Genomic DNA, 18,750 nt, shown 5'->3' with positions numbered 1-18,750 from the left:
CCACCCCCACCTCTGGTCAGCTCTTGGACGCCGCGGTCAGTTTGCTGACCGCGGCACTCAAGCTTCCACTCAGCAGCAGGTGGTCGGCGTCCGACGTGAGTTTGGACCTGGGTTCCGTGAGGTTCTGGCCGATGTGGTTCTGTGCGATCCAGCGTGCGACGCCGACGACCGCGTCGTCCTCGGCGAAGGTGTCGGCCTTGGTGCGCTCGAGGAGCTTGGCGGACTGTGCGGCTGCCGCCAGGGCAATAGTTGCCTGCGGCCCCGACCAGTCCTTAACGCCGAGCGCGACGCTCGCCGCGACCCCGGCTGCCAACGCATAGGGATCGTGCTTACGCAGCAGGCTGTTGCGTGCGTCCGTCAACGCCTGACGTGCGGCGGCCTGCGACGTCAGCCCCCAGCCGAACGGATACTGAGGGTCGTACGACGCATCGCCGACGTTCAACGGCTCCTGGTCCTCGGCGCGCGGCCAGCTGACCGGCAACCGGCCGCTGAACGGGACCTTCCCGAACAGTACGTCGGCGACACCCGCGCCCTCGGTCCCAGGCAGCCACGACGCGACCACAGCGTTGATCTTGCCGAGCTGGTCCGCGATCACCTGTGGCCGCCCGGACACAACCAGTACGACGCACTTCATCGCAGCGCACACCTTGTCGACGGCGGCCTTGTCGGCGGCCGTGAGCTGCAGGTCGTGACCGTTGCCCACGTCACCGATTCCCTCGGCGTAAGGGCGCTCGCCGACGACGACAATGCCGACGTCATGACCCTCGAGCGGCGCGGAGGCGTCGGCGCTGAACGTTGCCGTCGGCACCACCTGCTTGATCCCGTCGAGGATCGTCGTACCGGTGGTCGTCGCACCCGAACCGCCCTGCCAGGTGATGCTCCAGCCGCCCATCTGGTTGCCCAGGTCGTTGGCGTTGCTCCCGGCAACATAAACCTTCGAATCAGCCTTCAAGGGCAACACGTTGCCGTCGTTCTTCAGCAATACCTGGGACTTCGCCGCAGCCTCGCGCCCGACCGCACGATGTGCGGCCGATCCGATCGACGCGATGTTCGACGTGTCGGCGTACGGATGCTCGAAGAGGCCGAGCTTGAACTTCTCGGTCAGGATCCGCCGGACGGCGTCGTCGATCCGCGTCATCGGGATCCGCCCGGCCGCGATCTCGTCGGTCAGTCCTTGGGTGAAGCCCTGGTAGTTCGTCGGCACCATGATCATGTCCAGGCCGGCGTTGATCGACGTGCGGATGTCGCTCGCGTAGTCGCCCGGCAGCTGGTCGATCGCTTGCCAGTCGCTGATCACGAACCCGTCGAAGCCCATCCGCTGCTTGAGTACGCCGTTGATCAGCTCGCCGTCACCGTGCATCTTCACCGGCGGCGCACCGTCGATCGACATACTCGAGTACGACGGCATCACTGTGCCGATACCGAGATCGACCGCGGTCTTGAACGGTGCCAGATGCAACGTCTCCAGCTGCTGCCGGGTCACCTGCGTGATGCCCTGGTCGATCTTGTACGAACCCGTCGTCGAGCTGCCGTACGTCGTACCGCCGTCGCCGACGAAGTGCTTCGCCGTCGCGAGCACGTGGTTGTTCTGCTTGAGCTGACTGCCGTCGGCCTTGCCCTGCAGGCCGGTGATCACGGTCGCCATCGACTGCACGAGCGCGGGATCCTCGCCGAATCCTTCGTACGCACGGCCCCAGCGGTCGTCGCGGACCACGCACACGCACGGCGCGAAGTCCCACGGGATGCCGGTCGCGCGAACCTCGGTCGCGGTGACCTCACCGGCCTGCCGGGCGAGCTCCGGATCGCGGGTCGCGCCGAGCGCGATGTTGTGCGGCAGGATCGTTGCCCCGACTACGTTGTTGTGTCCGTGGACGGCGTCGACCCCGTAGATCAAGGGGATCTGCAGCCGGGTCGCTTGCGCGTTCAGCTGGAAGTTGTCGATCATCGCGGCCCATGCGGCCGGCGTGTTCGGCGTCGGGACCGAGCCGCCGCCGGAAAGCAGCGAACCGAGCGCGTACGACGCGATGTCGCTGCGGGACCGCAACGCATTGCGCTCTGCCTGCGTCATCTGGCCGACCTTCTCGGGCGTCGTCATCCGGGCGACCAGGTCGTCGACACGCTTCTTGATCGGGAGCTTCGGGTTCAGGTACGGGAGGTCGTGCGCGTTGATCACCACGACCGGGTTCGAAGGTGCCTTCGCTCCGGTGACCGTGAGCTCGAGCGGGATGGTCTCCGCTGCCTCGGCGGAGTGGTCCTTCTTCGTCGTGACCGCCACGGTCTGGCTGGTGCCGGACGCCGTACCCGCTGGGAACGTGAGATTGCCTGAGACGGGGGTGTAGTCGTTGGCGCCGGCGCTGCCCGTGCCGGTCTTGTAGTCGACGGTGACCGGCTCTTCGAGCGGCGTACTGCCGGTGGTGGCGACGGACACCTTCACCTGCGCGGTGCCGCCCTCCTTGACCGGGTACACGCCGGCGTCGGTGGTGACGCTCGCCTTGAGCGCTGGGTCGGCCTTGCCGTAGACCTCGACCTGGTCGATCGCGAACTCGCCGGGCGAGCCGACCGGCATCGTGAACGCGTAGCCCCACATGTGCGTGAGGTTGAGGATCTGGTCGATGCCGCCGACGGGTTGGTAGTCACCGCGGTACACGAGCTGGCTGAACGGGATCTCGACCTGGTGCCAGCCCTGCCAGTCGTCGGTGAAGCTGGTGTTCCACAGCTCGGAGGCCTCGGCGTTCGCGCCGCCGTCCTTGATCTCGAAGAAGATCCGCTTCCCTGAGCCGGGTGGCAACGGAGCGGTGTTCTGCCCGTACCACCAGAACCGGATCCCCTTGTACGCCGACCAGTCCGCGGGGTTCACGTCGTACGTGATGTCGTGGCTGAAGCCGCCGTACCCGCTGATGTTGTACGTGCCGTGCAGGACCTTCTCGCCGGCCGGCGCGTCTGCGCGGGTCTGCAGCTCCATCGTGGGTGGGTCGTCAGCGTCGCTGCCCCAGGTGAAGATGCCCGCGTTCGGCGGATAGGCGAACGGCTCGCCCCCTTCGAACGCCGCCAGCGTGATCGGTGTCGGATCATCAGCCACTGCATCCAACGGCAACAGCCCGGCAATCAGAGCCGCCGCCGCAACCAGAGCAATCCGCCGGAAACCACGCATGGGCGCTCCCCACCTCAGCGCGGGCCTCACACCCGCGTCGGCCCCGACTCTCAGCCCTCCCACCGCACTGGTCAATACCTCGCCGGTTCCGGAACTAGAGCGCTCTCACGAGCTCCAGGCGCATATGCGGCCGCGGGCCGGCGCGGTGGTCGGCACGGACCAGCTCCGGTGCGTCGATGGTGGTCGTTCCGACGGTCGTGTGGCGGCGGGCAGCGACCCACTCGATGAGCTCGGTCGGCCGCGCGATGTCGGTGGTGAAGTGGAGCAGGTTGAGGTACCAGATGTCGCGGCGTTCGGGTTCGTGCCGGGCGTCGGGGCCCAGCTCGGCGGTGAGGTGGTCGCTGAAGAGGTCGGCGCTGGCGTCGAGTGACTCGGCGCAGGCCATCACGGAGCCTCGGGTCAGGGTCAGACCGGTGACGCGGAAGCGGAGGGGCCAGGTGCTGGCCTTCGTCGCGCGGTGCAGGGCGGACTGGTAGCGGCCGAGGGTGGGGTCGTCCCGAGGGATCACATCGCGGCGTGGCTCGAGGGCGCGGACGGTCAGGTGGGCCGAATCGAGCTGCCCGGTTTCCCAGTGGCCTGGACCGGATAGCGCGGCTGCCTCCGCGGTCAGCGCGTCCAACGCGTGGGCGAGCGCGCAGTCCCGCGGAGGGCGCAGTACGACGCTGATGGGCCAGCGGCCGCCGTCCTTGGGTAGCTCGTCGCGCTGATGGGTGCCCTGCGCAATCTGCTCGGTAGCGTCGGTGAACAGCTGGTCGAACTTGTTGATGAGAGTTCTCCCTTGAGTCGGTTCGGGTTAGGACGCGAAGTCTGGACAGTTGGTTGTCGGTTGGGTGAGTGTGGTCGCGGCGACGAGGGGGAGGGATTCCATGAAGCTCCGTTATGTGCTGAGCAGCGTGGCGCTTATCGTTCCGATGGCTGTGGTTGCGGTGGTGTCACCGGCGACGGCGGCCCCAACAGCCTCACCACAGACAGCGTCGAAGGTCCCGAGCATGCTGCGGGACGCCGCGAACAAGGCGGCCGCGGCGGCGAAGAGCAAGACGACCGCCGTGCAGCCGCGCTCGATGAGCGTGGAGAGTCCAGGTCGCCTCGGCGTCCAGGTGTACGCCGCCGCGCCCGTCACCGCCGCGCAGGAAGCAGCCCTCACCGCGCTCGGTGTCACGGTCGAGAAGAACTCCGCCGACTTCAAGGCCGTCCCCGGAGCCGACCTCCCGACCACCGGGCTCGTGTCCGCATCCGTGCCGTACGACAGGCTCGACGCGGTCGCCGGTCTCGGCTGGGTGACCGCTCTGCGCCCGTCGCTTCGACCGGCCGTTGACGTCGGACCGGTCACGGCCGAGGCCGTTCAGCTGCACAAGGCCGACAAGGCCCAGGCGCGCGGTCTGAGCGGCAAAGGCCAGAAGGTCGGCGCGATCTCCGGTGACGTCGACCACATCGCCGCGGCGATAGCCCAGGGCGAGCTGCCCGCGGATGTCCAGGTCCTGCAGCAGGCGGCGTCGTACGTCGACGACGAGGGCACCGCGATGCTCGAGATCATCCACGACCTCGCACCAGGCGCGAAGCTGGCGTATGCGAGCACGCAGGACACCACCGCGCAGTACGTCGAGGCCTTCCACACCCTGGCCAACGCCGGCGTCACGATGATCGCCGAGGACATCGCGCTCGACGACGAGCCGGCGTTCCAGCAGGGCATCGGCGCCGCGACCGCGGAGGGACTCGCCAAGCACGGCATCTGGATCAGCTCGTCGGCCGGCAACCTCGGCGGGCGGCACGCTCCGCGCGTCGCCGCGGTCGGCACCGGCAAGGGCGCGGACGGAGCCGCCGGACCGTACACCGGTTGTCCGCTCGCCCCGGACAACGTCGTGAAGCTGCGCGGCGACGACACGTCGTACGACCTCAACCTGCTGCCGGGGGCGTCGATCCTGCCGACCTTGCAGTGGAGCGAGCCGCGGGCCGTCTTCCCGACCGCCGGCCAGGGCGGTTTCACCGACCTCAACCTGTACCTGATGGACTCGACCGGTACGAAGTGCCTCGCGTCCAGCACGGGCGTCCAGGCCAACGGCGTCGGTGACACCATCGAGCAGTTCGAGTACGACAACACGACCACCGCGGCGCAGGCCGTGAAGCTCGTCGTCGACGTCCAGGGCACCTCGACCGCCAAGAAGGCGCCGATCCTGGACCTCCGCTGGCGGGCCCTGTCGGCGGGCGTCCAGACCATCGATCCGCCGGAGCGGGCAGGTTCGATGAACCCGGACTCGAACTACGTCGGCTTCGCAACCAGCGCCGGTGCCGTCAACGCGAACGCCTCGGTGGACCCGAAGACCACCCCGCTGGAGTCGTACAGCGCGGCCGGTCCGACGCAGCTGATCACCACGACCCGCTGCCCGGGCGGTAAGCCCGGTCCGTGCAAGGGCGTCTCCGGTCCCGGTTCGGTGAGCTTCCCGGCGCCGTACTGGCTCGCGTCCGACGGAGTCTCGGTGAGCGGCGCCGGCGGCTTCGGCTCCGGTACCTGCCCGACCACGGTCACCGGCAACTGCCTCTTCTTCGGTACGTCGGCCTCCGCGCCGAGCGCCGCGGGCGTGGCGGCACTGACCCGGCAGGAGTTCGGCGGACGCCTCGCGCCGATCGCCCTGAACGCGATCCTCGCGGCGCGGGCTGTCCATCGTCCCGGCCCCGGCGTCGGAGCGGGAGTCCTGAGCGCCAGATGAATTAAGAAGCTGTAGTGGTCCGATTGAGTGCAAATTCAGTACTCATATTCATGGACCGATGCCGCCATCGATGGAAAGGATGGCGGCATGACTACACGTTTCGGGGTATTCGTCCCGCAGGGCTGGAAGATGGATCTGGCCCAGATCGCCGATCCGATCGAGCAGTGGGAGGCGATGACGGATGTCGCCAAGCGCGCCGACGAGCAATCCTGGGACTCGATCTGGCTCTTCGACCACTTCCACACGGTGCCGGAGCCGAGTGACAACACCACCTTCGAGTGCTGGAGCGCGACCGCGGCGCTGGCCCGCGACACCAAGCGGGTGAACATCGGCCAGATGGTCGGCTGCAACGGCTACCGCAACCCGTCGCTGTACGCGAAGATCGCGTCCACCGTCGACGTCGCCAGCCACGGCCGCCTGTACGCCGGGATCGGCGCGGGCTGGTACGAGCACGAGTGGAAGGCGTACGGCTACGAGTGGACCGACATCCCGCAGCGGATGGCCGCGTTCCGTGAGGCGACCGAGATCATCTACAAGATGTGGACCGAGGACAAGCCGGTCTACAACGGCAAGTACTACTCGATCGACGCGCCGATCAACGAGCCGAAGGGCGTCCGCAAGCCGCACCCGAGCTTCTGGATCGGCGGCGGCGGCCCGAAGGTGACGCTGAAGCTGGTCGCGCAGTACGGCGACGCCGCGAACATCGGCGGGGGTAACCCCGAGGTGATCAAGGAGAAGTGCGACATCCTCCGCGAGCACTGCCGCAAGATCGGTCGCGACTACGACGAGATCATCAAGTCGACCGGGCTCAATGTGTTCCCGATCGACAAGGGCGACGACCCGCAGAAGGCGACCGAGAAGGCGCTCGGCCCGATGGACCGGGAGAAGTTCGACCGGGACAACACCATCGCCACCGAGGACGAGATCGCGGACAAGGTGGACGCAGCACTCGAGGCCGGCGCCGACTACGTGATCTTCTACATCCCCGGCGTCGCCTACGACCTCGACCTGCTGGAGCGCGTCGAGAACATCACGAAGCGCTTCAGCTGAAGGAAGGAAAGAAGAAGGCGGTGGGGGACGCGCTTCGTCTGACCGGTACCGGTCATGGCGGGTGTACGTCAGACGGACCGGTGGACCGGGGCTGACGGCAACTGACAGGCTCCCGATGATGGCCTCGCGTGGGTCGGGGCATCGGGAGGTGTCCGCCTGTGTTTCCCCGATCGTCCCGGTCCGCGTCCGGCCTGCTCGCCGCGGTGGTCGTCAGTTCCCTGCTGCTGACGACCACCCCGGCGCACGCCGCCGGCCCCGGCGCCATCGAGCCCGCCGGCGCCGTCAACCCGGCGCCGGGCGCGTCGGTCAAGCGGATCACGCTCGTCACCGGCGACGTCGCCGAGCTGACCACGAGCGCGAACGGGCAGGTGTCGGCCCGGCTGACCGACGACGAGCCGTACTACTTCGGCACGTTCGACGGTGAGCTCAGCCTGATCCCGTCCGAGGCGTACCCGATGCTCACAGCGGGCCGCCTGGACAAGCGCCTCTTCAACCTCACCGAACTCGCTGCGCAGGGGTACGACGACGCGAGCAGCGATCGGCTGCCCCTCCTCCTCACCGCGCCGGCCACCTTGCGCAGCGCGCCAACCACCCCGACGGCCGCCACACTCCGCCGTACGCTCACCAGTGTCGGAAGCTCCGCGGTCACCGTGCAGAAGTCCGACGCGAAGGCGTTCTGGGACGGCATCAGCGGACCGACGACCTTCAAGACCAGCCAGGTCACCAAGATCTGGCTCGACGGCCGCACCCACGCCACCGACGACCAGTCGGACCAGCAGATCGGCGCCCCGACCGCCTGGAAGCAGGGGTACGACGGCCACGGCGTCAAGGTGGCCGTTCTCGACACCGGGTACGACGCCGGGCACCCCGACCTCGCCAAGCAGGTCGTCGCGTCGGAGAGCTTCGTCCCGGACGAGGCGGTCCAGGACCTGCACGGCCACGGCACGCACACCGCCTCGATCGTCGCCGGCCTCGGTACTGCGTCCGCCGGCAAGCGGAAGGGCGTTGCGCCCGGCGCGGAGCTGCTGATCGGCAAGGTGCTCGACAACAGCGGCGGTGGTTACGACTCCGAGGCGATCGCCGGTATGGAGTGGGCCGTCCAGCAGGGCGCGAAGGTCGTCAGCATGAGCCTCGGCGGTCTGCCGTCGGACGGCACCGACCCGATGAGCGAGGCCGTCGACCGGCTGTCGAAGTCCAGCGGGACCCTGTTCGTCATCGCGGCCGGCAACTCCGGCGCCGAGGAAACCGTCGGCTCTCCGGGCGCGGCGTCCGAGGCCCTGACCGTCGGTGCGGTCGACCGCGATGACAGCCTCGCGAGCTTCTCCAGCCGCGGCCCGCGCCTCGGTGACGGCGCCCTGAAGCCCGAGGTCACCGCACCAGGCGTTGAGATCCCCGCCGCCCGCGCCGCCGGCACCGAGCAGGGCCACGTCCTCGGCCAGTACTACACGGCGATGAGCGGTACGTCGATGGCGACGCCGCACGTGGCCGGTGCCGCCGCGATCCTGGCCCAGCGCCACCCCGACTGGACCGGCCCGCAGCTGAAGGCCGCGCTGGCCTCGACCGCGGTCCCGTCCGCCGGCGCCCGCACCGACCAGCAAAGCCTCGGCCGGATCGACATCCCGAACGCACTCGACCCGAAGGTCCTCCCGGACGCCGCCAACCTGTTCTTCGGCGACCTCTCCTGGACCGGCCCGGCCGCACCCGCACCAGTAGCGCGGAAAGTTGCCTACCGCAACAACTCGAACCGGCCGGTGAGCCTCGATCTGTCCGTCGACGTTCGGTCCCCGGCCGGCGTCAAGGCCGCCGTCTCGGTGAGCCCGTCCCACCTGACTGTCCCGGCGCACGGCTCCGCCTTCGCGTTGGTCACGCTGAACCTCGCCAAGACCCAGCCCGCCAACTACGCCGGCGCTGTGACCGCCCGTACCATACGGTCTGGTATGGCGGCCGGAAGCGAGTCGGTCCGCACGGGGATCGGATTTGCCGCCGGTGGCCGGTTGAACCAGGTGACGGTGAAGGCGATCGGCCGCGACGGCAAGCCTGCGACCACCGAGGCCGGTGCGAGCGGCGTGCAGTTGTGGAACCAGGACACCGGTGACGTCAACGCGATCGCCTTCGACGAGAACGGCAGCCGCACCCTCGACGTACCGACCGGCCGCTACAGCGTGATGGCGTACGCCGTGGGCGGCGACGAGGCGAACTGGGCCAACTCGATCACGCTGCTCGGCGATCCCGACGCGTGGATCGGCACCGACCGTACCTTCACGTTCGACGCCCGGACCGCGCACAAGGTGACGATCAGGACGCCGCGACCGGCCGACGCCGAGAGCATCGGGATCGCCTGGCATCGCAAGGTCGGCGACCGGGATGCTGTGTCCGGCTGGGGGTTCGACGGCAAGGTTGCCAACGGCATCTATGTGCAGGACTTCGGGAAGGTTGCCAACGGCACCTTCCAGGTGGCGCAGCGCTGGGACCTCGCCCAGCCACAGCTGACCGTCGACGTACCGGGTGCCGGCCGGCTGCCGACACCCGGCCCGGGTGCCTACCGGACCGTGTACGTCGGCAACGAGAACCTCCCGCTCTACAACGGCGGCGACGGTACGCCGGGGGAGCTGACCGGTGCCAAAGGCAAGATCGCGCTGATCCGCTGGACGTCGCCCGACGACACGACCGCGCAGGTCCAGGCAGCGAAGGCGGCCGGGGCCAAGGTGGTGTTCCTCTACAACGAAGCGCCCGGCTACTGGTCGACCGGGACCGAGGAAGACATCCCGCTCTACCTCCTGCGCTCCGAACAGGGCAAGCAACTGCTAGCCACGCTCGCGAACGGCCCGGTCTCGCTCAAGCTGAGCGGTGTCCTCGACAGCACCTACCGGTACGACGTCGCGGTCGGACCGTCGACGGTGAAGGGACCGCTGACGTACGACGTCGCGAAGATGCACCCGGCCGTGGTGACCACGAACTTCCAGCGGAACGCCGCGTGGTTCCTGCACACCGACCAGCGGATCGCGCACCTGCCTGGGATCACCACTGGGCTGACGTCGACGCGAGCGGTGACCGGACCGGTCAGCCGAACCGACTACCTCGTCACCGACCTCAAGGGTGTGACCTGGGACGAGACGACGTCGGCAGGGGAGTGGAACGAGAGCGGGTACGAGTCCACGATCCCGCGTTCGTACCGTCCGGGCGAGCAGGTCACGCGTGGTTGGTGGGAGCCGCTCATGCGTCCGGCCGTACCAGGGTTGTCGGACTCCGCTGGAGATGTGGCGCAAGGTTGGCCGCCGGCACGGTTCGAGAACGCGTTGCGGATCGCGATTCCGCAGTACGTGAGCGGTGATCGGAGCGTGTTCGGCTGGGGTGATCGCGGCGACGTGACGAGCATGAAGCTCAGCAGCAACGGCGTGGAGCTCGGGAGTGCGGACTGGTCGGTGGCGCAGTGGGCGGTGCCGGCGCGGGCCGCGTGGTACGACCTGACGCTGGACCAGAAGCGTGGCGCCAACAGTTGGGCGACCACGTCGACGTCGACCCACACGACCTGGCACTTCCTGTCGGTGCCGACGAAGAGCCGGGCGGTGCTGCCGCTGGTCCAGGTCGATTACAAGCACACCAACGGATGGCTCGAGCTCACGCCGGCCTACCAGCCAGGCGTGCGTGGGGTCCCGATCTTCCGCACGACCGCTGAGATCTCCTTCGACGGGAAGACCTGGCAGAAGCTGTCGCTCAGCGGGATCGGAGGCACCGGCCGGGCGAAGGTCCCGGCCGGTTCCTACCCGAGCATCCGGGTGACGGCGAAGGATCTGATCGGCAACAGCATCACCCAGACCATCGATAGAGCCTGGGAGAACTGAACGTTAAAGAGGCGACGCCACGAAGCCGGGGGGATGTGCTCCGTGGCGTCGCCAGGGGCGCGCCTAGGGAGGGGTGGGGGCAGGCGCGCCGGTCTGTGGGGGATCAGCTCCCGAGGATGCCTCCACCGAGAACGCCCAGCAGTCCGAGCAGGGACAGCAGGTTGCGGATGACCTGGTCGACCGCCTTCGCCCCACCGGTCTGGTAGGCGGTCACGCACTTCTGCAGCTGGTCCTGGGTCGGCTTGGTGATCGTCACCTTCGCCATCTCGGACTGGCAGTACGTCGTGGCCGTCTGCAGCTCGGCCACCGTGGAGCCGACCGTGCCGACGATCAGGCCGACCGCCGTCGTCAGGGTCGAGACCCCGGGCGTGGTCGTGGTCGGGATGGTCGGCTTCGACGTCGGCTTGGTCGGGTCCGGCTTACCGGGCGTCGGCTTCGACGTCGGCTTGCCGGGCGTGGGCTTCGACGTCGGGCGGTCGGTCGGAACGACGGTCGGCCGGGTCTCGTCCCGCTCGTCCGTCGGCGTCGTGATCACCGTGGGCGGCGGGGTCGGGAGGTCGATCGTCTTCGGCAGGTTCTTGTCCGACGGCGCGTTGATGTCCCCGCCGCCGATCTGCTGGCCGGCGTCGTCCACGTCGTCACCGGACGTCCCGTTGCCGACGGCGATCCAACTGCCGCCGGCGTACGCCTTGGCGATGCTGACCACGAGGTCGACGTACTGCTGGGAGTGGTTGTAGCGCAGCACGGCCGCGTTGAGGTCGGAGGCGTTGGACAGGTCGGTCTTGCCGGAGCACAGGTAGACCGCGGTCGACATGGCCGCATCGTCGATGTCCTGCGGGTTCCGCACGCCGTCGCCGTCGCCGTCCACTCCCATGGCTCGCCAGGTGCCCGGGATGAACTGCATCGGGCCGACCGCGCGGTCGAACGCACCGTCGCCGTCGAATGCACCCGCGTCGGTGTCGGAGATCCGGGCCATGCCGGACGAGCCGTCCAGTCGCGGGCCGAAGATGCCGGGGACCGCGACGCCCTGCGAGTTCAGCGCGTTGCCGCCGAAGCGGCCGTGGTTGGACTCGACCCGGCCGATCGCAGCCACCAGCGTCCAGGGCAGGTGACACGCCGGGTCTGCCTGGGCCAGCACCTGCTGGGCCCGGGAGTACGCCTTCAAGGCGGCGTTCGGGATGCCGTTCTTCGACAGTCCGGAGACCACCTGGGTCGGTTGCTCGCCAGGATCGACGCCCGGACCGACCACACCCGGCTGCGGCACGCTGGCCGGCTGGGAGATCGGCTGCTTCGGAACGACGACCGAGTTACCTCCGGACAGACCCTGCTCCAGCGACGCCGTGGCGACCGCCGGATCATCCGTGGCACTGACGGTGAATGCGCTCGCGAACAACGCCACCGGGATCAGCGGCGCCACCTGACGCCAGCCGCTACCCGTGGCGCGGCGCTTGCCCTTCGCCATCGATGATTCCCCTCCGTGACTCATCGACCAGCCCGGCCCCACGCCGCGGACAGTCTCGTAGTCTTCCTCGGTTGCCGTCGTAATAGGTCTAACGTCCGCCCCGTTGCGTGGGTTACGCGCCGGACGAGACCGTGTACGTGCGGTCACCAGGTATCCATACTGGCGCGTAACAAAGCGCCTGTGAACCCCCTGCGCACGATCCACCGGTGTAATTCGGACTGCCCTGCCCACCGGCCCGTGTGGCCGGTCGGGGAGAATGTCCGGCGTGCCCGCACACACAGAACAGTCCGCCGAGCTCTTCGCCAGGGCGTCCGCAGTCACTCCGGGAGGGGTCAACTCTCCCGTACGTGCGTTCCGCGCCGTCGGCGGCGTACCGCGATTCATGGCATCTGGTGACGGATGTCACATGACCGATGTCGATGGCAACCGCTATGTCGACCTGGTCTCCTCCTGGGGTCCGCTGCTGCTCGGACACGCGCACCCGGAGGTGATCGCCGCCGTCCAGGCCGCGGTCGCCCGGGGTACGTCGTACGGGACGCCGACCGAGACCGAAGTACTGCTCGGCGAGGAGATCGTCGCCCGGACGCCGGTGGACAAGGTCCGGCTGGTGTCGTCCGGGACCGAGGCCACGATGTCCGCGCTCCGGCTGGCCCGCGGATTCACCGGTCGCGCCAAGATCATCAAGTTCGCCGGCTGCTACCACGGACATGTGGACGCGCTGCTGGCCCAGGCCGGTTCCGGTGTCATCACGCTCGGCATCCCCGGTACGCCGGGTGTCACCGAGGCGACCACGGCCGACACGATCGTGCTGCCCTACAACGACCAGGCCGCCGTCACCGCCGCGTTCGCGGAGTACGGCGACCAGATCGCGGCCGTGATCACCGAGGCCTCGCCCGGCAACATGGGCGTCGTCCCGCCGCGCGACAACTTCAACGCCTTCCTGGCGCAGACCTGCCGCGACAACGGAGCGCTGTTCATCTCCGACGAGGTGATGACCGGCTTCCGGATCACCCGCTCCGGTTGGTACGGCGTCGACGGCGTACAGCCGGATCTGATGACGTTCGGCAAGGTGATGGGCGGAGGCTTCCCGGCCGCGGCGTTCGGCGGCCGGGCCGATGTGATGGCCCACCTGGCACCCGAGGGCTCGGTCTACCAGGCGGGCACCCTGTCCGGGAACCCGATCGCGACCACGGCAGGTCTGACGACGCTGCGGCTGGCGACCGACGAGGTCTACGCCAAGATCGACGAGACGTCGCTCACCATCCAGCGGCTGGTGTCGACCGCGCTGGACAAGGAGGGTGTGCCGCACGTCATCCAGGCGGCCGGGAACCTCTTCAGCGTCTTCTTCGTGGAGTCCTCGGAGGGACCTGCCGAGATCCGGGACTTCACCGGTGCCAACGCTCAGGTGCTGCCCCGGTTCACGGCGTTCTTCCATGCCATGCTGGACGCCGGCGTCTACCTGCCGCCGAGCGCCTTCGAGGCCTGGTTCGTCAGTGCGGCCATCGACGACGACGCGTTGGCCGCGTTGGAGTCGGCCCTCGCCCCGGCTGCTCGGGCAGCAGCCGCAGTACAAGACTGAAGGGACAGCGGTGACCGAAACGACGGTCGTGCACCTGATGCGTCACGGCGAGGTGCACAACCCGACCGGCGTGCTCTACGGCCGGATCCCCGACTTCCACCTGTCCGAGCTCGGCCGCACGATGGCCGAGCGCGTGGCCGAGCACGTCAAGGGCCGCGACATCGTGCACCTGGTCAGCTCACCGCTGGAGCGGGCCCAGGAGACGATGGAGCCGATCGCCAAGGTGTTCGGGCTCACCCCCGATATCGACGAGCGGGTGATCGAGGCGGCGAACCTGTTCGAGGGCAAGAAGTTCGGCGTCGGCGACGGCGCACTGAAGAACCCGAGCGCGTGGTGGCTGCTGCGGAACCCGTGGAAGCCGTCCTGGGGCGAGCCGTACCAGCAGATCGTCCGGCGGATGCGCGACGCGATCGAGACCGCCCGGGAGAAGGCTGCCGGGCACGAGGCGCTGATCGTGTCGCACCAGCTGCCGATCTGGATCGTCAGGTCCGCGATCGAGGGCCGGCGGATGTTCCACGACCCGCGCAAGCGGCAGTGCAGCCTGGCCAGCCTGACCTCGTTCACCTTCCACGGCGACCAGATCGTCTCGGTCGGATACTCGGAGCCCGCGAAGGACCTGTTGCCGGTCAAGCCTCCGAAGAAGTTTGTCGGCGGTGCGTGATGATCCGTCGTACGGCGGTTGCGGTGGCCGGTCTGCTCCTCGTCGCGGGGTGCAGCTCGGGTCAGCAGGCTTCGCAGAACCGGCAGGGCCAGTCGGGCTTCGTCAGCGGCAACGGCAATGTGTCCGTGTTCGCGGCCGGGGACCGGAAGGCCGCGCCGGAGCTCACCGGGAAGACGCTGGACGGGAAGACCTGGACGCTGTCCGACCAGTCCGGCAAGGTCGTCGTACTGAATGTGTGGGGCTCGTGGTGCCCGCCGTGCCGCAAGGAAGCGCCTGACCTGGTCGCGGCGTCGAAGGAGCTCGGCCCGTCGGTGCAGTTCATCGGGCTGAACACCCGCGACCTCGATCCGGCACAGGCGAAGAAGTTCGTCCAGGAGTTCGCGGTGCCGTACCCGAACCTCTACGACCCGGACGGCAAGGGCCTGCTGCGGTTCCGCGGCCAGATCTCGTCGGCCGCCATCCCGACCACGCTGGTGATCGACAAGACCGGCAAGGTCGCCGGCCGGGTCGTCGGCGAAGTCACGAAGCAGACCCTGCTCGGCATGGTCAAGGACGCCGGTTGAGCTGATGGGACAGTGGTTCGCCGACTCGATGACGGGGTCGATGCTGGTAGCACTGCCGATCGCAGTGCTCGCCGGTGCGATCTCGTTCTTCTCGCCGTGCGTCGTACCGCTGCTGCCCGGCTACCTCTCCTACGTCACGGGTTTGTCCGCGGCCGAGCTGGACTCGGCCAAGCGCGGCCGGATGCTGGCCGGTACGGCGTTGTTCGTGGCCGGGTTCTCGGCGGTGTTCATCCTGACCGGGGTGGTGTTCGGCAAGGCCGGTGATCTGCTGATCGATCACCAGACCGCGATCACCCGGGTGCTCGGCGCACTGACTGTTGTGCTCGGCATCGTCTTCCTCGGCGGGTTCGGTTTCATGCAGCGAGACCTGCGGGTACACCGGGTTCCGGCGGTCGGGATCGCGGCGGCGCCACTGCTCGGCGTACTGTTCGGATTCGGGTGGACTCCGTGTATCGGTCCGACGCTCGGGACCGTGATGACCTTGGCCACCACCGAGGGCAGCACCGGGCGGGGCGCGGCGCTGGCGCTGGTGTTCAGCCTCGGGCTGGGCATTCCGTTCATCGTCGCGGCGCTGGCGTTCCGGCGGATGCTGGGCGCGGTGGCGTGGGTCCGCAGGCACCAGCTGCTGGTGATCCGGATCGGCGGCGTACTGATGATCGCGGTGGGACTGCTGCTGCTGACGGGAGTGTGGGATGCGATGACCGCGGACCTGCGGCAGTGGGTCGCCAACTTCGGATCGGCGGTCTGAGATGAGCGACGTCAAGGACCGGATCGCGGCGTCCTCGAAGCCCGAGGAGCCGTCGACTCCGCCGGCGATGGGACTGGTCGGCTGGCTGCGGTGGACCTGGCGGCAGCTGACGTCGATGAAGACCGCGCTGGTGCTGCTGTTCCTGCTCGCGCTCGGCGCGGTGCCCGGATCGCTCGTGCCGCAGACGCCGATCGACCCGATCAAGGTTTCCGACTTCCTCACCGCGCACAAGACGCTCGGGCCGATCTACGACAAGCTCGGGCTGTTCGACGTCTACAAATCGGCGTGGTTCTCGGCGATCTACCTGCTGCTGTTCATCTCGCTGATCGGTTGCGTAGTACCCCGGCTTTCCGTTTATGCGAAGGGTCTGCGGGCCCGGCCGCCGAAACCGCCGCGGAACCTGAACCGGTTGCCCGGGTACGAACGGTTCGAGGTCGACGGCGGCGACGACGTACTCGCGGCCGCGACGCGCGAGCTGCGGAAGCGTCGCTTCCGCGTGCAGACGTACGACGGAGCGGTCGGCGCGGAGCGTGGTTATCTGCGCGAGGCCGGCAACCTGCTCTTCCACTTCTCGTTGATCCTCGCGCTGGTCGGCGTCGCCTGGGGTTCGCTGTTCGGGTATCGCGGCACGGTATTGGTTGTCGTGGGCAACGGGTTCTCGAACACGGTCGCGCAGTACGACGACTTCACGCCGGGGCGCGCGTTCAGCGGCGACGACGACCTGCCGCCCTTCTCGCTGACCGTCAAGAACTTCGAGGTGAAGTTCCAGGAGGACGGGCCGCAGAAGGGCGCGGCGCGGGAGTTCAAGGCGCAGCTCGCCTACCAGGAGACGCCGGACGCGCCGGAGAAGTCGTACGACCTGCTGGTCAACCATCCGCTGAAGCTGGACGGCAGCAGTGTCTACCTGCTCGGGCACGGGTACGCGCCGCGGGTGACGGTCAAGGACGGGCAGGGGAACGTCGCGTTCTCCGGGCCGGCGCCGTTCCTGCCGCAGGACTCGAACTTCTCGTCGTTCGGCGTGGTCAAGGCGCCGGACGCGCGGCCGATGACGCTGGGCTTCGAGGGGTTCTTCCTGCCGACCGCGGTGATCGGTCCGGACGGTCCGGTGTCGGTCTTCCCCGACGACCTGAACCCGCAGCTCGTGATGACCGGGTACTACGGCCGGCCGCAGCCGGAGACCGGGAAGCCGGAGTCGGTGTACCAGCTGGACAAGAGCAAGCTGACGCAGTTCCAGCAGAACGGCGACAAGTGGCGGTTCCAGCTCGCGCCCGGGCAGACCGTCGCACTGCCGGACAAGGCCGGGTCGATCACGTTCAACGGATACAGCCGATGGGTGAAGCTGCAGGTCAGCCACACTCCCGGCACGGATCTCGCGCTGGCAGGCATCCTGCTGGCGATCCTCGGGCTGATGGGCTCCCTGTTCATCCATCCGCGTCGTACCTGGGTGCGCGTCCGCGACGAGGACGGGCGTACCGTTGTCGAGGTCGCCGGTCTGGACCGCGGCCCAGAACGCGGCCTAGGCGACGAGATCCAAGCCATTACCAAGAGTCTTAAACCCGCCGGCCCGAGCAAACAGGAGCAGCCATGAGCCCGGAGACCTACGCACAAGTCTCCAACCTGCTGATCCCGACAGCCACGGTGATCTACGTCCTGGCCCTCATCTCCCACGCCATGGAGTGGGCCCTCGGCCGCGCGTCTGTCGCCAAGGCCGAGGTCAAGGAAGAGGTGCTGGTCGGGTCCGCCGGCGAGCAGCCGGCCGCCGAAGCCGACGAACCGGTTGCTCCGGCGGCGAGCGAGCGGATGGATGCGGCCAGCCGGATCGGGCTTCTGCTGACCTGGCTCGGGTTTGTGTTGCACCTGGGTGGCGTTGTCACCCGTGGGCTGGCGGCGGGGCGGGTGCCGTGGGGGAACATGTACGAGTTCTCCATCACCGCATCGCTCGCCGTCGCGATCGTCTACTTGATCTTCGTATCGAAGTACAAGCTGCAGTGGCTGGGCCTCGGCGTGACCTTCGTGATCGCCGCCGTACTCGGCCTGGCCTCCCTGGCCCTCTACACCCCGGCCGGCCCGCTCGTCCCGGCTTTGCACTCGTACTGGCTCGTCATCCACGTCTCCTCGGCCGCGATCTCCGGTGGTGCGTTCACCGTCGGCGGCCTCGTCTCCGTGCTGTACCTCGTGAAGGCCCGCGCCGAGCGCAAGGTCCTCGCCGGCGGCACGATGTCGGCATCACTGCGCCGGCTCCCGAGCGCCGAGGCAATGGACGGTACGGCGTACAAGGTGCTCGCGTTCGCCTTCCCGCTGTGGACGTTCGGCGTACTCGTGGCCGGTCCGATCTGGGCCGAGCACGCCTGGGGCCGGTACTGGGGCTGGGACCCCAAGGAGGTCTGGTCGCTGGTGACCTGGGTGGTGTACGCCGCCTACCTGCACGCCCGTGCGACCGCCGGCTGGCGTGGCCGCCGGGCCGCGACGATCGCGATCGTCGGCTGGTTCGTGTTCATCTTCAACTTCGTCGGCGTGAACCTGTTGGTCTCGGGCCTGCACTCCTACGCTGGGGTCTGAGATGAAAGAGTTCGCCATCTACACCGGCTTGCGGGCGGTCTTGTTCGCCGTCTGCTTCGGCGCGCTCTGGCTCGCACTGAACAACTGGTTGACGATCTTCCCGCTGCTCCTGGTCGCCCTGATCCTGTCGTCGATCCTCTCGATCTTCGTACTGCGCGCCGCCCGCGAACGGCTGGCCGGCAAGATCGAGACCCGCGCCGCGAACATCTCGCAGCGCCTCGAGCAGGCCCGCACCGCCGAAGACGACGACTGAGCCTCCGTCCGGCGTGACCACGCCGTACCAGTGATCCACTGGTACGGAGAGTGACCTATGCCACTTGTGAATTCCTCAGAAAATCCTTTGTGCATCCCTTCACATGAGTCGTAGAGTGATGGATGAAACGAAACAGTTTCGTTCTATCGGTGTTCTTGTAGCTACGCAAGGTGATGA

13 protein-coding genes are annotated in these 18,750 nt (G+C 68.3%); 10 read left to right on the top strand and 3 right to left on the bottom strand.

Going from position 1 to position 18,750, the window contains the following annotated elements; all coding sequences use genetic code 11:
* Positions 1–16: 16 nt before the first annotated feature.
* Together EV645_RS09905 and EV645_RS09900 are read right to left on the bottom strand one after the other, a co-directional pair.
* Positions 17–3,151 (bottom strand): glycoside hydrolase family 3 N-terminal domain-containing protein, encoded by a 3,135-nt coding sequence (locus tag EV645_RS09905; RefSeq protein WP_130441906.1) that lies wholly within the window; start codon positions 3,149–3,151, stop codon positions 17–19.
* A 94-nt stretch (positions 3,152–3,245) separates the two neighbouring features.
* On the bottom strand, positions 3,246–3,770 hold the full coding sequence (locus EV645_RS09900) for a hypothetical protein (protein WP_130441904.1): 525 nt from the start codon (positions 3,768–3,770) through the stop codon (positions 3,246–3,248).
* A 247-nt stretch (positions 3,771–4,017) separates the two neighbouring features.
* Here EV645_RS09900 and EV645_RS09895 point away from each other — a divergent pair, with 247 nt between their 5' ends.
* The 3 genes from EV645_RS09895 to EV645_RS09885 all read left to right on the top strand — a co-directional run bounded on the left by EV645_RS09895 (position 4,018) and on the right by EV645_RS09885 (position 10,748).
* On the top strand, positions 4,018–5,856 hold the full coding sequence (locus tag EV645_RS09895) for a S8/S53 family peptidase (protein WP_130441902.1): 1,839 nt from the start codon (positions 4,018–4,020) through the stop codon (positions 5,854–5,856).
* 87 nt (positions 5,857–5,943) lie between these two features.
* Entirely contained in the window at positions 5,944–6,906 is a 963-nt protein-coding gene (locus EV645_RS09890) for an LLM class F420-dependent oxidoreductase (RefSeq protein ID WP_130441900.1), read from the top strand.
* Positions 6,907–7,064: 158 nt separating this feature from the next.
* Positions 7,065–10,748 carry a S8 family peptidase gene (locus tag EV645_RS09885; RefSeq protein ID WP_130441898.1) on the top strand — a complete coding sequence of 1,228 codons (3,684 nt, stop codon included), beginning with the start codon at positions 7,065–7,067 and terminating at the stop codon, positions 10,746–10,748.
* Positions 10,749–10,851: 103 nt separating this feature from the next.
* On the opposite strand, the gene EV645_RS09880 is transcribed toward EV645_RS09885, so the two are convergent.
* The gene (locus tag EV645_RS09880; RefSeq protein ID WP_130441896.1) at positions 10,852–12,210 is read right to left on the bottom strand and encodes a lytic transglycosylase domain-containing protein; all 1,359 of its coding nucleotides are present in this window, start codon (positions 12,208–12,210) and stop codon (positions 10,852–10,854) included.
* 256 nt (positions 12,211–12,466) lie between these two features.
* Between EV645_RS09880 and hemL the strand changes: the two genes are divergently transcribed.
* Genes hemL through EV645_RS09845 form a run of 7 tightly spaced genes read left to right on the top strand, consistent with a single transcriptional unit; the run spans position 12,467 to position 18,573 of the window.
* Positions 12,467–13,789: a glutamate-1-semialdehyde 2,1-aminomutase gene (gene hemL, locus EV645_RS09875; protein ID WP_130441894.1), complete on the top strand. Its 1,323-nt coding sequence runs from the start codon at positions 12,467–12,469 to the stop codon at positions 13,787–13,789.
* A gap of 37 nt (positions 13,790–13,826) precedes the next feature.
* Complete coding sequence (locus tag EV645_RS09870; protein WP_242000392.1) at positions 13,827–14,450, top strand: histidine phosphatase family protein; 624 nt, start codon at positions 13,827–13,829, stop codon at positions 14,448–14,450.
* Positions 14,450–15,013 (top strand): TlpA family protein disulfide reductase, encoded by a 564-nt coding sequence (locus EV645_RS09865; RefSeq protein ID WP_130441890.1) that lies wholly within the window; start codon positions 14,450–14,452, stop codon positions 15,011–15,013. The genes EV645_RS09870 and EV645_RS09865 overlap by 1 nt, the downstream gene beginning before the upstream one ends.
* A gap of 4 nt (positions 15,014–15,017) precedes the next feature.
* A complete protein-coding gene (locus EV645_RS09860) occupies positions 15,018–15,761 on the top strand; it encodes a cytochrome c biogenesis CcdA family protein (RefSeq protein ID WP_130441888.1) in 744 nt (247 codons plus the stop codon).
* A 1-nt stretch (position 15,762) separates the two neighbouring features.
* Positions 15,763–17,349 carry a cytochrome c biogenesis protein ResB gene (gene resB, locus EV645_RS09855; RefSeq protein WP_130441886.1) on the top strand — a complete coding sequence of 529 codons (1,587 nt, stop codon included), beginning with the start codon at positions 15,763–15,765 and terminating at the stop codon, positions 17,347–17,349.
* Positions 17,346–18,320, top strand: coding sequence for a c-type cytochrome biogenesis protein CcsB (gene ccsB / locus EV645_RS09850; protein ID WP_130441884.1), 975 nt, complete (start codon positions 17,346–17,348; stop codon positions 18,318–18,320). Before resB ends, ccsB begins: the two co-directional genes overlap by 4 nt.
* Before the next feature lies 1 nt (position 18,321).
* Entirely contained in the window at positions 18,322–18,573 is a 252-nt protein-coding gene (locus tag EV645_RS09845; protein WP_130441882.1) for a DUF4229 domain-containing protein, read from the top strand.
* Positions 18,574–18,750: the final 177 nt, after the last annotated feature.

Origin of the sequence: Kribbella rubisoli (assembly GCF_004217145.1) — a bacterium.
Lineage (GTDB): Bacteria > Actinomycetota > Actinomycetes > Propionibacteriales > Kribbellaceae > Kribbella > Kribbella rubisoli.
Note: the sequence above shows the minus strand (reverse complement) of the source record. Positions and strands in the feature narration are given on the sequence as shown.

Coding starts and splice junctions, on each gene's coding strand:
- EV645_RS09860 (WP_130441888.1), top strand. CDS start 15,018: ATGGGACAGTGGTTCGCCGACTCGATGACGGGGTCGATGCTGGTAGCA.
- EV645_RS09870 (WP_242000392.1), top strand. CDS start 13,827: ATGCGTCACGGCGAGGTGCACAACCCGACCGGCGTGCTCTACGGCCGG.
- EV645_RS09865 (WP_130441890.1), top strand. CDS start 14,450: ATGATCCGTCGTACGGCGGTTGCGGTGGCCGGTCTGCTCCTCGTCGCG.
- EV645_RS09890 (WP_130441900.1), top strand. CDS start 5,944: ATGACTACACGTTTCGGGGTATTCGTCCCGCAGGGCTGGAAGATGGAT.
- EV645_RS09880 (WP_130441896.1), bottom strand. CDS start 12,210: ATGGCGAAGGGCAAGCGCCGCGCCACGGGTAGCGGCTGGCGTCAGGTG.
- ccsB (WP_130441884.1), top strand. CDS start 17,346: ATGAGCCCGGAGACCTACGCACAAGTCTCCAACCTGCTGATCCCGACA.
- EV645_RS09905 (WP_130441906.1), bottom strand. CDS start 3,151: ATGCGTGGTTTCCGGCGGATTGCTCTGGTTGCGGCGGCGGCTCTGATT.
- EV645_RS09895 (WP_130441902.1), top strand. CDS start 4,018: ATGAAGCTCCGTTATGTGCTGAGCAGCGTGGCGCTTATCGTTCCGATG.
- EV645_RS09845 (WP_130441882.1), top strand. CDS start 18,322: ATGAAAGAGTTCGCCATCTACACCGGCTTGCGGGCGGTCTTGTTCGCC.
- resB (WP_130441886.1), top strand. CDS start 15,763: ATGAGCGACGTCAAGGACCGGATCGCGGCGTCCTCGAAGCCCGAGGAG.
- hemL (WP_130441894.1), top strand. CDS start 12,467: ATGTCCGGCGTGCCCGCACACACAGAACAGTCCGCCGAGCTCTTCGCC.